Consider the following 14283-nt stretch of genomic DNA (forward strand, 5'->3'; position numbering starts at 1 on the left):
CGCGAGCGCCCCTTCTGCTTTCCGGCAAGGCCTGTCCTGGTGCAGGGCCGGCTTCAGCCGCGAGCGCATGATGCCCGGTCGCGGCTGAAGCCGCTCCTACACAGCAGGCTGCCCGGCGTTATCCTTGGCTCATTCCTGGGAGGGAACATGGACATCTCCGCCGCGCGCCCCATCGATCGCTTCTTCGCCAGCTATTCGGGCGACCACCGCAACGAACTCAACCAGCGCATCCATGTGGTCGCGGTGCCGGCCATCCTGTGGTCGGTGGTGGCATTGCTGTGGTGCGTGCCCGTCGGCGGCACCCTGCTGCGCAGCGGCATCTGGGCCGCGCTGGGCATGTTCGCCGCGTGGATGTTCTACAACCGCCTTTCGCGCCGGCTGGGCCTGGGCATGCTGGCGGTGTTCTTCTTCTGCGGTTGCCTGTGCCGCCTGCTGGAGATGCGCATCGGCCTGCAGAACCTGCTGTGGCTGGCGATCGGCGTGTTCGTGGTGGCCTGGATCGCGCAGTTCATCGGCCACAAGTTCGAAGGCCGCAAGCCCAGCTTCCTCACCGACCTGGTGTATTTGCTGATCGGCCCGGCCTGGGTGCTGGCCAAACTCTATCGGCGCATGGGCTGGCGCTACTGACGCCTAGGCGCCTACTTCGGCCGCGCGCGGCGAAAAGCCGCGCGGCGCGTAGCCGAAGTCGCGCCGCGCCGGCGCCAGGTCGAACACCAGGTCGGCACGCATGCGCCGCAACGCCTCGGCATTGAGGCCGCGCAGCCGGCCGGCCGCGTGCGCCACGCGCAGCGCGCCGGCAAACAGCGGGGTCGGCACGCGATGCAGCCGCGCCGGCGGCGACAGCGCCTGCAGCACGCGCGCCACCATCTGGTCATAGGCCAGCACTTCGCCGCCCCCCACCGCGTAGGCGCGCTGGTGGGTCGCCGGCGCGGACCACGCGGCCAGCGCCGCCTCGGCGAGGTCTTCCACATGCACCGGCTGGCGCAACCCCGAGGCGCTGCGCGGCAGCACGAAGAAGCCACGCTCGCGCGCCATCGCGGCGATCACCGTGAGGGTCGCGTCGCGCCCGGCCCCGTAGACCAAGGTGGGGCGCAGCACGGTGGCCGCGGTGCCGCGCGCCTGCGCGGCGGCGAACAAGGTGGCCTCGGCCTGCGCAAGGCGGCGTGCGACATCGCGCTCGCCGGCGTCGGCGGATTCGGCCTTCACTTCCACGCTGGTGGAACCGAAGGCCACCACGCGCGCCGGCGCGCCGGACTGCGCGGCAAACCAGCGCGCGAAATGATCGAGCGGGCCGCAGCTGAACACCGCATCGACTTCGCCGGGCAGCGGGCCGGCGTCATCGAGCGTGCCCGCTCGCCAGGCCAGCCCGGGGCGCGGGGCACGCGCCTGGCGCGACCACGCGGTGACGGCCACGCCGCGCGTCAGCAACCGTTCCAGCACGCGCTCGCCGATCTGCCCGCTGCCGCCGAACACCCAGGCATGGTGAAGGGACGGCGTGGCGGAAGGCGGAAGCGTGATCGACATGCCTGCATGATACCGGCGCCTCACATGCCCGGGCGTAGACTCCTGCGCGCACCTTCCCCGCACCGGAGTGAAGAGATGTCCGACGCCATCGTCGCCCCGCCCGCCTCGCTGTTGCTGGCCACCGACCTCAGCGCCCGCGGCGACCGCGCGTTCGATCGCGCCGTACAACTGGCGCGGCAGTGGCAATCGCGGTTGGTGGTGACCACGGTGCTGCCGTCCACCCAGGAACTGGATTTCCACGACCCCATCCTCGGTTCGCCGCCGTGGCAGCGCCCGGCCGTGCTCTCCCAGCTGGTCGAGCGCCGCCTGCGCCGCGATGTCGCGGTGGACGACATCGACCTGGAAGTGCGCGTGGAAAGCGGCGCGGTGGGTCCGGCGCTGCTGCGCACGGCCCAGGCGTGCCGCTGCGGGCTGATCATCGCCGGCGTGGCGCGCAATGCGTTGTTCACCCAGCCCAGCCTGGGTTCCTCCGTGGCGTGGCTGTCGCGCCACGCCACGGTGCCGCTGCTGGTGGTGCACCGGCGCGTGCATGGCCCGTACCGCAGCCTGGCCTGGGCGACGGACCTGTCCGACACCGCATCGCAGGCATTGGACGTGGCGCTGGCGCTGTTCGGCAACCCGGTCACGCTGGCCGCGCTGCACGCATTCCAGGTGCCGCGCCTGGGCCAGCGCGATACCCACGCCCAGGCCGCGCAGGCCCAGGCCCGCGACAGCGCGGACAACGCGCTGCGTTCGCGTCTGGACCTGCTCGGCTTGCCCACCGCGCTGCGCGGCCGGCTAGAACCGGTGGTGGCCGAGGGCGAACCCTCGCGCCTGCTGCGCGACTACGTGCGCGACCACGACACCGACCTCGTCGTGGTGGGCGGCCACGGCCGCAGCGCGCTCTCGGGCCTGCTGCTGGGCGATGTCGCCGGCCGCATCCTCGGCAGCGTGCAGACCGACACGTTGTTCGTGCGCGACCGCGGCGAACGCGCGGCACCCACCGCATGAGCGCCGCGCCAAACCGAACGCGCCATTCATCCTGGGCCCGGCCGCGGCCGACGGCGCTGTTAGACTCCGGTGACTGCTCGTGACTCGCCCGTTCCAAGGCCCGATCCCTGCATGATCCCGTTCCTCGAAATTCTGCTGGCGCTGCCGTTCCTGGCCGCCGCGGCGGTGGCCGCGCTGCGCGCCTGGCCGCGCCCGGCATTGGCCTGGCTCGCCGGCGCGGCCCCGCTGCTGGGCGTGCTGCTGCTCGTGTGGCTGGCGCCGGCCGTGTTCGCCGGGCATGTGGTGCGCGGCGAACATGCGTGGTTGCCGCAAGTCGGGCTGAGTTTCGCGCTGCGGCTGGATGGACTGGCGTGGATGTTCGCGATGCTGGTGCTGGCGATCGGCGTGCTGGTGGTGATGTATGCGCGCTACTACCTTGGCCGCGAGGACAGCGCGTCGCGCTTCTATGCGTTCCTGCTGTTGTTCATGGGCGCGATGCTTGGGTTGGTGCTGGCCGGCAACCTGCTGCTGTTGCTGGTGTTCTGGGAGCTGACCAGCCTCAGCTCGTTCCTGCTGATCGGTTTCTGGACCCACCGCAAGGACGCGCGCGAAGGCGCGCGCATGGCGCTGGTGATCACCGGCGGCGGTGGCCTGGCGATGCTCGGCGGCATCCTGCTGATCGGCCGCATTGTCGGCAGCTACGACCTGGACGTGGTGCTGGCCTCCGGCCAGGCGCTGCGCGACAGCCCGCTCTACCCGGCCGCGCTGTTCCTGGTGCTGGCCGGCATTTTCACCAAGAGCGCGCAGTTCCCGTTCCAGTTCTGGCTGCCGCACGCGATGGCCGCGCCCACGCCGGTATCGGCGTACCTGCACTCGGCCACGATGGTGAAGGCCGGCGTGTTCCTGCTCGCGCGCCTGCACCCCGCGCTGGCCGGCAGCGACCTGTTCTTCTACACGGTGAGCGGCGTGGGGGCCTTCACCCTGGTGTTCGGCGCCTGGAACGCGATCTTCCAGCACGATCTCAAGGGCCTGCTGGCCTACTCGACGATCTCCCACCTGGGCCTGATCACGATGCTGTTCGGCCTGTCCACGCCGATGGCCGTGGTGGCCGGCGTGTTCCACATCCTCAACCATGCGGTGTTCAAGGCCTCGCTGTTCATGGCCGCCGGCATCATCGACCACGAGACCGGCACGCGCGACATGCGCCGGCTCGGCAACCTGCGCAGGTTCCTGCCCTATACCAGCGCGCTGGCGATCGTCGCCTCGCTGGCGATGGCCGGCATCCCGCTGCTCAACGGCTTCCTGTCCAAGGAAATGTTCTTTGCCGTGGCGCTGGAAACCGAGGCGCCGGCACCGATGCGCATCGCGACCTCTGCGGCGGCATTGCTGGCCGGCGTGCTCGGCGTGGCCTACAGCCTGCGCTTCGTCCACGACACCTTCTTCGGCCAGGGCCCGCGCGAGCTGGACCGCGTGCCGCACGAGCCGGCGCGCTGGATGCGCATTCCCGTCGCGGTGCTGGTGGCGGTGTGCGTGGCCGTGGGCGTGATCCCCGGCCTCACGGTAGCGCCGGTGCTGCGCGTGGCGGCCGGGTCGATCCTCGGCGCGCAGCTGCCGCAGTACAGCCTGGCGGTGTGGCACGGGCTGAACTGGCCGCTGGCGATGAGCGTGGCCGGCGTGATCGGCGGCGTGGGGCTGTATTTCGGCCTGCGCCGCCTGCTCGACCTATACGCGGTGGCGACCCGCTCGCAAGGCAAGTGGCTGTTCCAGTGGCACCTGGATGCGTTGTCGGGCGTGGCGCTGCGCTTCACCTCGATGATCGTGGATGGCCGCCTGCAACGGATGTTGTTCCTGCTGGTGCTGGTCGCGCTGGCCGTGGGCGTGGCGCCGTTCGTCGGCGCGGGCGGCCTGCCGCCCTGGGTGGCGCCGCAGCCGATCCCGCTGCTGGGCTGGGCCCTGTGGGTGCTGCTGGTGGCGTGCACGCTGGGCGGCTTGTTCCTGCACCGCCAGCGCCTGCTGGCGGTGATGGTCATCGGCGGTACCGGGCTGTCGGTGAGCCTGGTGTTCGTGTTCCTGTCCGCGCCCGACCTGGCGCTGACCCAGCTGCTGGTGGAGATGGTCACGCTCACGCTGATGCTGCTGGCGATGAACTACCTGCCCAGCGTGTCGCCGCCGGAGCGCGCGCGCTGGCGCCACGTGCGCGATGCCGCGCTCGCCATCGCCTGCGGCGGCGGGCTGGCGGTGCTGGCCTATGCGCTGATGACCCGCCCCAGCCGCACGATGGCCGGCGAGATGCTCGCGCGCGCGCTGCCCGAGGCGTATGGCCACAACGTGGTCAACGTGATCCTGGTGGATTTCCGTGGCTTCGACACCTTCGGCGAGATCTGCGTGTTCGCCATCGCCGGGCTGGTCGTGCACGCGCTGCTGCGGCGCGCGCGCATGGCCCCGGAGAAGATCATGCCCGGCCCGCCGATCCAGCTGCCGGTGCCGGCCGACCTGGCGCAGATCATGTTCCCGCTGATCCTCACGGTATCGGTGTTCCTGTTCCTGCGCGGGCACAACGCGCCCGGCGGCGGCTTCATCGCGGGGCTCGTGCTGGCGGTGCCGCTGCTGATGCAGTACGTGATCCAGGGCACCGCCTCGGTGGAATCGCGCTTCGGCTTCGACTACGTGCGCTGCATCGGCGCGGGCCTCGCGGTAGCGCTGCTGAGCGGCGCGGCGTCGATGCTGTTCGGCGTGCCGTTCCTCACCAGCGGCCACCTCGAGGCCGAGCTGCCGCTGGTCGGCACGCTGGAGCTGGCCAGTGCGATGGGCTTCGATACCGGCGTGTACCTGGTGGTATTCGGCGCGGTGATGCTGATGCTGTCGATGATGGGCACGGTGAAGCCCTCGCTCACCCGCCGCTCGATCCACGGCGAGATCGACCCGGCGCGTCGCTCGCCCCTGACCGGAGGCCGCCGCTGATGGAACTCGCCCTGGCCAGTGCGATCGGCATCCTGTCCGCCTGCGGCATCTACCTGTTGCTGCGCGCGCGCAGCTTCGACGTGATCCTCGGCCTGACCTTCCTCTCCTACGCCACCAACCTGCTGATCTTCGCCGGCGGGCGCCTGCGCGAAGGCCAGGCCCCGGTGCTGCGCGAAGGCGTGGCACCCACGCTGGCCCAGCACACCGACCCGTTGCCGCAGGCGCTGGTGCTGACCGCCATCGTGATCGCCTTCGCGATGACCGCCATCAGCCTGGTGCTGGCGATGCGCAGCCGCGCCGACAACGGCAGCGACCATGTGGACGGCCACGAGGACGACGCCCCCATCGCGCCCACCGACCCGCGGGAGGACGCGCGTTGAACCACCTGCCGATCCTGCCGATCCTGATCCCGCTGCTGGGCGCCATCGTCTCGCTGTTCGTCGAGCATCGCCGCTTCGGCTCGCGCGTGCAGCGCGGCGTGGCCTGGACCAGCGTGGGCCTGTTGGCGCTGGCGGTGGTGGCGCTGGCGCAGGCCACCGGCGATGGCCACATCCTGGTCTACCTGCTGGGCGATTGGCCCGCGCGGCTGGGCATCGCGCTGGTGGCGGACCGGCTGTCGGCCTGGATGCTGCTGACCACGTTGTGCCTGGCGGTGGCCTGCCTGCTGCACGCCTGCGCCGGCTGGGACCGCCGCGCGCCGCATTTCCACGCGTTGTTCCAGTTCCAGTTGATGGGCCTCAACGGCGCCTTCCTCACCGGCGACATCTTCAACCTGTTCGTGTTCTTCGAGGTGATGCTGATCGCCTCCTACGGCCTGCTGGTGAGCGGCGGGCGCGGGCTGCGCATGCGCGTGGGCCTGCATTACGTGGTGTTCAACATCACCGCTTCCACCTTGTTCCTGATCGCGCTCGGCCTGCTGTACGCGCTGCTGGGCTCGCTCAACATGGCCGAGCTTTCGCAGCGCATCGCCGAGCTGCCCGCCGCGGAATTGCCGCTGGCGCGCGCCGCGCTGGGCCTGTTGCTGCTGGTGTTCTGCAGCAAGGCCGCGCTGCTGCCGCTGTACCTGTGGCTGCCGGAGGCCTACTCGCGCGCGCCGGCGGCGGTGGCGGCCCTGTTCGCGGTGATGACCAAGGTCGGCCTGTACGCGCTGCTGCGGGTGAGCCAGCTGTGGTTCGGCCCGGAGGCCGGCGCGCTGCAGGGCTTTGGCCGCACCCCGCTGCTGTGGGCCGGCGTGGCAACGCTGATCCTGGCCGCGTTCGGCGTGATGGCCGCCACCCGGCTGCGCGTGCTGGTCGCCTACCTGGTGGTGTTCTCGGCGGCCACGCTGTTCATCGCGTTCTCGCTCGATGACCAGGGCGCGATCGCCGCGGGCCTGTATTACCTGCCGCACAGCACCTTCGCCACCGCCGCGCTGTTCATGGTCGCCGACCTGGTGCGCCGCCGGCGCGGCGATGCCAGCGACCGCAAGGCGGTCATTGCACCGTTGCCTGGGCGCGCCTTGCCCGGCACGTTCTACTTCATCGCCGCCGTGGCGGTGGCCGGGCTGCCGCCGCTGTCCGGCTTCCTGGCCAAGCTGGCCCTGCTGGCGCACGTACCCGACGCGCAGGTCGCGCTGGTGTGGAGCGCCATCCTCGGCGGCAGCCTGCTGGTGGTGATCGGCCTGACCCGCGCCGGCGTGCGCCTGTTCTGGCGCGTGCCCGAGGCCGCTCCCGATGCGCCGCCGCCGCAGACGCCCCGCCGCGCGCGGCTGCGCCCGCCCGAAGCGCTCGCCACCGTGCTGCTGCTCGGCTACCTGGTGGCGATGACGGTGGCGGCCGGCCCGCTGATGCGCCACACCGACGCGATGGCCCGCCAGCTGCGCCAGCCGGGCGATTACCTGCAACTGCTGCGCGACACCCACCCGGTGATGAGGCAGCCATGACGAGCCCACGTCCCCGCCCGTTCTGGCGCCGCCTGTATCCCTCGCTGCCGTTGAGCGCGACGATCTTCGCGTTCTGGCTGATGCTGACCGACAGCCTGGGTTTCAGCGCGGTGGTCATGGGCCTGCTGATGGCCACGGTGGTGCCGCCGTTCGCCGCGCGGCTGGACCGCGAGTTCGCGCGCATCGGCTCGCTGCGGCCGATCCCCAAAATGCTGCTGGTCGCCTTCTGGGACATCGTGCGTTCGAACGTGCGCGTGGCCGGCCAGGTACTGGGCCGCGAGGCGAACATCCACCCCGGCTTCATCTGGGTGCCGCTGGACATGGCCAACATCCACGGCATCGCCGCGCTCACCAGCATGATCACGCTGACGCCGGGCACGGTGTCGGCCGAGCTGTCCGACGACCGTCGCTACCTGCTGGTGCACGTGCTGCACCTGGACGACCCGCAGGCACTGATCGACGAGATCAAGCAGCGCTACGAGAAGCCGCTGATGGAGATTTTCCCGTGACCGGCCACATATTCATCGAAACCACCATCGTGGTGTGCATGCACGTCGTCGGCCTGGCGATGATGATGGCGCTGTGGCGCCTGCTGCGCGGACCCACCCTGCCCGATCGCATCCTGGCGCTGGACACGCTCTCGGTGACGGCCATCGCCGAGCTGATGCTGTTCGGTATGCACCTGGATTCGCCCATCTACTTCGAGGCCGCGCTGGTGATCGCCATGCTCGGCTTCGGCAGCACCGTGGTGCTCAGCAAGTACGTGCTGCGACGGGATATCGTCGAATGATCGCGCTCATCGAATACGTGCTCGGCGCGCTGCTGATCGTCGGCACCTTCTTCATCCTGGTCGGTGCGTTCGGCCTGGTGAAGCTGTCGGATTTCTTCAAGCGCCTGCATGCGCCGACCAAGGCGAGCACGCTGGGCGTAGGCTGCGTGCTGCTGGCCTCGGTGGGTTACCACCTGCTGCTGGGCGAGGACCCGCAGCCGCGCGAGCTGCTGATTACCGCATTCCTGTTCATCACCGCGCCGATCAGTGCCTACATGATGGCGCGCACCGGGCTGGCCCTGAAACTGGGCCAGCGGCCACCCGTTCCGCGCGGCCGGGACGACGATGCAGACGGCTCAGCCGACCAGCAGTAGTTCCAGCACGATCCACCCGCAGAACGCACCGAACAGGATCGCGCCTTCGACGCGGCTGATGCGCAGGTCGCCGCGCAGCATCGGGTACAGCACCAGGGCGAAGGCGATGGCGGCCGGCAGCTCCAGCCGCACGAACGAGGCCGGCAGCGCCAGCGGGCGCCACGCGGCCATGCCGCCGATGATCACCAGCAGGTTGAACAGGCTCGAGCCGATGACGTGGCCGACCACCATGTCGCCCTGCCCCCGGCGTGCCGCCACTACCGCGGCGACCATCTCCGGCACGGCCGTGGCAATGGCCACCGGCAGCAGGCCGACCAGCAGCGGCGAAAGGCCCAGTGCGATGCCCAGTTGCGGGGCCGGCTTCACCACCAGCGTGGCACCGAAGTAAAGCAGCACCAGCGCGATCACCAGGCGCAGCAGGTTGAGCTTGAGTTCGGTGCGCGTCGTGGCGAACGCCTCGACGGTTTCGCGTACCGCCGCGGTCTCGCGGCGTCCGCGCCCCGGCAACAGCGCCAGCAGCGCGACGAACGCCACGAGCAACAGGCCGCCTTCGATGCGGTTCAAGGTGCCATCCAGCCCGAAGCCGATCACCGCGACCGAGGCCGCCAACAACAGGATCAGCAGCGGCCCGAGCAAGCGCATGCGTACCGCGAGCGGGGCGACCATCGCGGCCACGCCCAGCGTAAGGCCGATGTTGGCGATATTGCTGCCCACCGCGTTGCCGAGCGCAAGCTCCTCCAGCCCGCCGGCCACCGCGCGAACGTTGACCGCCAGCTCGGGCAGCGAGGTGCCGAACGCGACCAGCAACAGGCCCGCCAGGAAGGGCGACGCTCCGAAACGCTGGGCGAGCCCGGAGGCGGCCTTGACGATGGAATCGCCGCCCAGCGCGAGCAGCAGCACGCCGAGCAGGAAACTTCCGGTCGCCACGAGCGTAGCGCTATGCATGGTTCGGTCCCCGTATGGATGCGGCGATTCTCACCCGCGCGCCGGCGCCATGCCAGCGCGCGCGGGCGTCAGCCGCAGCCCTCGACGTAATCCACCTGCGGCGGCAGCCCCACCCGCCAGCGCGTGACCTTGCCGCTGGCATCGGTCTCGAACACCAGCACGCCCGCCTGCCCGTCCTGCGTCACGCGCAGCACGTGCGCGCCCTGCTCGTACTTGTGCGGCTGGGTATCGACATGGCCGGCATACAAGGTGGTGATGTCGGCTTCCGGCATGCCGGCGCGGCCGCCGCCGGGCGCCAGTTCCTTCGGGTTCTCGCTGTCGTAGCGCACCAGCTTGCCGCCTTCCATCATGAAACCGAAGCTGCGGTCCTGCACTGCCCACTTCGGCCGCAGGTAATAGCAGGCGTCCGGGCCATTGGCGGCATCCGGTGCGCCTTCGAGCTGGCCGCCCCAGGCCTGGCGCACCTGTTCGGCGGTCATGCCCAGGCGCACGTCACCGTAGCCATCCCAGCGCGCAAGCACCTGGCCGCCTTGTTGCAGGCGCGGCGGCAAGGTGCCCGGCGGCGCGGTGGCCGGCGGCACATCGCCGCTGGGCTGGTCGGCGCCCGCCACCTCGGCGTCGGTTGGCGCCGCATCGGCCTGCGCGGCGCTCGCGTCTTGCGCGGGCGCGGCCGGCTCGGGCGTGCGCTGGCAGGCCGCGAGCAGCGGCAGGCAAAGAAGCAGGCTGGAAAGTGGGTATTTCATCGGCTTCCCCGGCACGATTGACGCGCACAGGCTAACCTCCGATGGCGTGAACACGATGTCGGAGCGGCTTGCGCCGCGAACGGCGCCCACGGTGCGTGGCAGCCGGGGTGGCCGGGGCTGAAGCCTTCCTACCGGGAGATGTACGTGCCCGCCTCAGGGCGCGACGAACTGCTTCTTCAGGCCGGCCCAGCACTGCTGGTAATCGCGCTGCCGATTCGCCGCGTCCATCGCCTGCGCGGTCGGACGCAGCACGCCACGGGTTTCGAACATGAAGGCCATGGTGCCAGCGATCACATCCGGCTTGGACAGGTCCGCCGCCGAGGCCTTCTCGAACGTGGCCGCATCCGGGCCGTGCCCGCTCATGCAGTTGTGCAAGGACGCACCGCCCGGCGCGAAACCTTCCGCCTTGGCGTCGTACACGCCATGCACCAGCCCCATGAACTCGCTGGCGACATTGCGATGGAACCACGGCGGGCGGAACGTGTGCTGCGCCACCAGCCAACGCGGCGGGAAGATCGCGAAATCCATGTTGGCCGTGCCGGGCACTTCGCTGGGCGCGGTGAGCACGGTGAAGATGCTCGGGTCGGGATGGTCGAAGCTGATCGAGCCGATCACGTTGAACCGGCGCAGGTCGTAGCGATACGGCGCGTAGTTGCCATGCCAGGCGACGACATCCAGCGGCGAGTGGCCGATGTCCGCGCGCCACAGCGCACCTTCGAACTTGGCGATCAGCTCGAACGCGCCCTCCACGTCCTCGTAGGCCGCATGCGGCGTTTCGAAATCGCGCGGGTTCGCCAGTCCGTTGGCGCCGATGGGCCCCAGGTCCGGCAGGCGCAGCAGGGCGCCGAAGTTCTCGCAGAGGTAGCCCCGCGCCTCGCCATCCGGCAGCTCGACGCGGAAGCGCACGCCGCGCGGGATCACCGCGATCTGCTGCGGCTCGATCTCCAGCACGCCCAACTCGGTGAGCAGGCGCAGGCGACCCAGCTGCGGGACGATCAGCAGCTCGCCATCGGCGTCGTAGAAATAGCGGCCGCGCATGTCGGCATTGGCCGCGTACAGATGGATGCCGACACCGGCATGCGCCGAGGGGCCGCCATTGCCGCACATCGTGTACAGGCCATCGACGAAATCGGTCGGCGCTTCGGGCAGCGGCAGTGGGCTCCAGCGCAGCTGGTCCGGCGACACCACGCCCTGGTCGAAATCGTTGTGCAGCCGCGGCTGTGCGTACGGGCTGAAATGCCCATGCATCACTGCCGGGCGCAACCGGTACAGCCAGCTGCGGCGGTTCTGCCCGCGCGGCGCGGTGAACGCCGTGCCGGAGAGCTGTTCGGCATACAGCCCATGCGCCACGCGCTGCGGCGAGTTCTGCCCGACCGGCAATGCGCCGGGCACCGCTTCGGTGGCGAATTCGTTGCCGAAGCCGCTCTGGTAGCCGCGGTTCTGGTCGAGCGTGGTCATGGCGGCGTTCCTCGGCGGCGGGCGTGCGCGGCGATTACAGCACGCCGCGCTTCATCTGGTCGCGCTCGATGGACTCGAACAGCGCCTGGAAGTTGCCTTCCCCGAAGCCCTCGTTGCCCTTGCGCTGGATGATCTCGAAGAAGATCGGCCCGATGCAGTTCTCGGTAAAGATCTGAAGCAGCTTGCGCTGCTTGGTCTCCGGGTCGGCGTCGATGAGGATCTTGTTGCGGCGCAGGCGCGGCACGTCCTCGCCGTTGTCGGGGATGCGCAGGTCCACCACGTCGAAATAGGTATCCGGCGTATCCAGGAACTGCACACCCTGCGCGCGCATGGCCTCGACGGTGTCGTAGATGTTGTCGGTGAAGCAGGCGATGTGCTGGATGCCCTCGCCCTTGTAGGCGTCGAGGTATTCGTTGATCTGGCTCTTCGGGTCGGAGGACTCGTTGAGCGGGATGCGCACGATGCCGTCCGGCGCGGTCATCGCCTTGGACACCAGGCCGGTCTTGGCACCCTTGATGTCGAAGTAGCGGATCTCGCGGAAGTTGAACAGCCGCTCGTAGTAGTCCGACCACTGCTGCATGTTGCCGAAGTACAGGTTGTGCGTGAGGTGGTCGATGAAGGTCAGCCCGAAGCCCTTCGGGTTCTGGTCCACGCCGGGGATCGGCTCGAAGTCGGCGGCATAGATGCTGCCGGCGTCGCCGTAGCGGTCCACCAGGTAGAGCATGCAGTCGCCGATGCCCTTCACCACCGGCGCGTCGACCGCGCGACTGGCCGGCTTGTGGTCGATGGCCGCGCCGCCGTTGGCCAGCACGCCCTCGTACACTTCACCGGCCGGCTTGCGGAAGCGGATGGCGAAGCCGCAGGCGCAGGGGCCATGCTGGGCGGCGAAGTCGGCGGCGAACGAATCCGGGTCCTCGTTGACCAGGAAGTTGACGCCGCCCTGGCGGTACAGCGTGATCGCCCGCGTCTTGTGCTTCATCACGGCGGTGAAGCCCATCTTGCGGAAGTAGTCGTGCAGGTCCACCCCGCTGCCGGCCGGGGCGGCGAACTCGACGAACTCGAAGCCGTCGATGCCCATCGGGTTCTCGAACGTGGTGACCTGCATGCCCAGGTTGGGCGCGGACGAGGAATGGACTTGGGCGTTCATGGCGTACCTCCGGCTTGACGACCCCGCCGCAGGGAACAGGTGCGGGCGGACTGAAGACCCGCGAGAATGGGCGGGTCGAGCTAGCTTCCCTTATAGTTTCACCTGAAACAACCATCAAGGTGCACTGCAACATGAGCCCACCGGAAACACCCCTGGATCGGCCCGCTGGCGGCAGCCAGCGCACCAATCGCGCGCTGTTGGACCTGGAGCAGTTCCTGCCTTATCGCCTGAGCGTGCTGTCCAACCGCGTGAGCGGAAATATCGCCAGGGTGTACGGCGACCGTTACGGCCTGGTGATCCCCGAATGGCGGGTGATGACGGTGCTGGCGATGTACCCGGGCTCTTCGGCCAGCGAAGTCTCCGACCGCACCGCGATGGACAAGGTGGCAGTGAGCCGCGCGGTGGCCCGGTTGCTGGAGCGCGGCTTCATCAAGCGCGAGATGCACGGGGACGACCGCCGGCGCTCTGTGCTGGCGCTGTCCGAATCGGGCTTCGAGGCCTATGAGATCATCGCGCCGATGGTGATCGACTGCGAGCGGCGGCTGCTGGCCCCGTTGACCGAGGAAGAGCGCAGCACACTGGACCGGCTGATCGACAAGCTCGCCGACGTGGGGCTGGAAAGCATGCAGGGCGGCGCGGCGCCCCTGCGCTGAAGGTTGCTTGCGGCGGTTGCGTACCGTTCCTGCGCCGGGGGATGGCGCCGCGCTTGCCGTCCCGCACGGGCTCGATGGAGCCCTGTAGGAGCGGCTTCAGCCGCGACCGCAAGATATCGGCGGTAGCGGCTGAAGCCGCTCCTACATGGGCGAGGCAGCGACCCGCGGAGCGATCGCGAAAAAGCAGAAGGCCCGCATCACGCGGGCCTTCTTTCGTCGCACGCCGGGCCTTACGCCTTCGGCGGGGCCCACGCCTTGAGGAAGTCGAAGAACTTCTTGCGGTCGTAGCTCTTGCCCTTCTCCAGCTCGCCGGTGAACTGCGAATGCAGCAGCTTGCCATCGTTGTCGAGCACGAAGATGTGCGGGTAGCCCTTGATCTCCGGGTACTGCGAGAGGAACGCCTGGTTCTCGTTCTCCGGGCTGTAGTTGACCTTCACCCAGACGAAGTTCGCGTCGCGGAAGCTGCGCAGCTCGCCGTCGCCGCCGATGAAGTCGTCCAGGATGTGGCACCACGAGCACCACTCCCCGCCCACGTCGAGCAGGATGCGCTTGCCGCCGCGCTTGGCCTCGACCTTGGCGGTTTCCAGGTCGGCGACCGGGTCGCGCGCCGGGTCGAACCCGGCGCTCAGGGCCGCCACCGCCGCGATGTCCGCCGCCGCCGGCGTATTGCCCGACGCGACCGGCTGGGTCGGGTCGGCCACCGGCGGTTTCTGCATGGAGGTGTCCAGCGGCTTGGGCGCGGGCGCCTCCTCTGCCTGCTGGCCGCAGCCAGCGAGGGTGAGGGCGAACAGGGCAGTGGTCAGCAGTTTCTTCATCAAG

The 14283-nt window shown here is 69.6% G+C and carries 15 protein-coding genes; 9 read left to right on the forward strand and 6 right to left on the reverse strand.

Features of this window, described 5'->3' with window-relative positions; genetic code table 11:
- The first annotated feature begins 147 nt into the window (after positions 1–147).
- A complete protein-coding gene (locus P6166_RS11880) occupies positions 148–627 on the forward strand; it encodes an Mpo1-like protein (protein WP_277764673.1) in 480 nt (159 codons plus the stop codon).
- 3 nt (positions 628–630) lie between these two features.
- Here the strand turns inward: P6166_RS11880 and P6166_RS11885 are convergent, their stop codons facing one another.
- Positions 631–1524, reverse strand: a complete 894-nt coding sequence (locus P6166_RS11885; RefSeq protein WP_277764674.1) for an SDR family oxidoreductase — start codon at positions 1522–1524, stop codon at positions 631–633.
- A 75-nt stretch (positions 1525–1599) separates the two neighbouring features.
- Here P6166_RS11885 and P6166_RS11890 point away from each other — a divergent pair, with 75 nt between their 5' ends.
- From P6166_RS11890 to P6166_RS11920, 7 genes are all read left to right on the forward strand, one after another.
- On the forward strand, positions 1600–2514 hold the full coding sequence (locus P6166_RS11890; RefSeq protein WP_277764675.1) for a universal stress protein: 915 nt from the start codon (positions 1600–1602) through the stop codon (positions 2512–2514).
- Between the two features lie 114 nt (positions 2515–2628).
- On the forward strand, positions 2629–5454 hold the full coding sequence (locus tag P6166_RS11895; protein ID WP_277764780.1) for a monovalent cation/H+ antiporter subunit A: 2826 nt from the start codon (positions 2629–2631) through the stop codon (positions 5452–5454).
- On the forward strand, positions 5454–5834 hold the full coding sequence (locus P6166_RS11900; protein ID WP_277764676.1) for a Na+/H+ antiporter subunit C: 381 nt from the start codon (positions 5454–5456) through the stop codon (positions 5832–5834). The genes P6166_RS11895 and P6166_RS11900 overlap by 1 nt, the downstream gene beginning before the upstream one ends.
- The gene (locus P6166_RS11905; RefSeq protein ID WP_277764677.1) at positions 5831–7375 is read left to right on the forward strand and encodes a monovalent cation/H+ antiporter subunit D; all 1545 of its coding nucleotides are present in this window, start codon (positions 5831–5833) and stop codon (positions 7373–7375) included. Before P6166_RS11900 ends, P6166_RS11905 begins: the two co-directional genes overlap by 4 nt.
- A complete protein-coding gene (locus P6166_RS11910) occupies positions 7372–7884 on the forward strand; it encodes a Na+/H+ antiporter subunit E (RefSeq protein ID WP_277764678.1) in 513 nt (170 codons plus the stop codon). The genes P6166_RS11905 and P6166_RS11910 overlap by 4 nt, the downstream gene beginning before the upstream one ends.
- The gene (locus P6166_RS11915) at positions 7881–8165 is read left to right on the forward strand and encodes a K+/H+ antiporter subunit F (RefSeq protein ID WP_057646986.1); all 285 of its coding nucleotides are present in this window, start codon (positions 7881–7883) and stop codon (positions 8163–8165) included. Before P6166_RS11910 ends, P6166_RS11915 begins: the two co-directional genes overlap by 4 nt.
- Complete coding sequence (locus P6166_RS11920) at positions 8162–8518, forward strand: Na+/H+ antiporter subunit G (protein WP_277764679.1); 357 nt, start codon at positions 8162–8164, stop codon at positions 8516–8518. The genes P6166_RS11915 and P6166_RS11920 overlap by 4 nt, the downstream gene beginning before the upstream one ends.
- On the opposite strand, the gene P6166_RS11925 is transcribed toward P6166_RS11920, so the two are convergent.
- The 4 genes from P6166_RS11925 to hppD all read right to left on the reverse strand — a co-directional run bounded on the left by P6166_RS11925 (position 8501) and on the right by hppD (position 12811).
- Positions 8501–9463: a calcium/sodium antiporter gene (locus P6166_RS11925; protein ID WP_277764680.1), complete on the reverse strand. Its 963-nt coding sequence runs from the start codon at positions 9461–9463 to the stop codon at positions 8501–8503. The genes P6166_RS11920 and P6166_RS11925 overlap by 18 nt on opposite strands.
- Before the next feature lie 68 nt (positions 9464–9531).
- Positions 9532–10206 (reverse strand): lectin, encoded by a 675-nt coding sequence (locus P6166_RS11930; protein ID WP_277764681.1) that lies wholly within the window; start codon positions 10204–10206, stop codon positions 9532–9534.
- Positions 10207–10359: 153 nt separating this feature from the next.
- Positions 10360–11664: a homogentisate 1,2-dioxygenase gene (gene hmgA, locus P6166_RS11935; RefSeq protein ID WP_277764682.1), complete on the reverse strand. Its 1305-nt coding sequence runs from the start codon at positions 11662–11664 to the stop codon at positions 10360–10362.
- A 34-nt stretch (positions 11665–11698) separates the two neighbouring features.
- Positions 11699–12811, reverse strand: coding sequence for a 4-hydroxyphenylpyruvate dioxygenase (gene hppD / locus P6166_RS11940; protein ID WP_277764683.1), 1113 nt, complete (start codon positions 12809–12811; stop codon positions 11699–11701).
- A gap of 131 nt (positions 12812–12942) precedes the next feature.
- On the opposite strand from hppD, the gene P6166_RS11945 reads away from it, so the two are divergent.
- A complete protein-coding gene (locus P6166_RS11945; protein ID WP_277764684.1) occupies positions 12943–13464 on the forward strand; it encodes a MarR family winged helix-turn-helix transcriptional regulator in 522 nt (173 codons plus the stop codon).
- 230 nt (positions 13465–13694) lie between these two features.
- Here the strand turns inward: P6166_RS11945 and P6166_RS11950 are convergent, their stop codons facing one another.
- Positions 13695–14279 (reverse strand): thioredoxin family protein, encoded by a 585-nt coding sequence (locus P6166_RS11950; RefSeq protein ID WP_277764685.1) that lies wholly within the window; start codon positions 14277–14279, stop codon positions 13695–13697.
- Positions 14280–14283 lie beyond the last annotated feature (4 nt).

This window comes from Stenotrophomonas sp. HITSZ_GD (assembly GCF_029543105.1).
Classification (GTDB): Bacteria; Pseudomonadota; Gammaproteobacteria; order Xanthomonadales; family Xanthomonadaceae; genus Stenotrophomonas_A.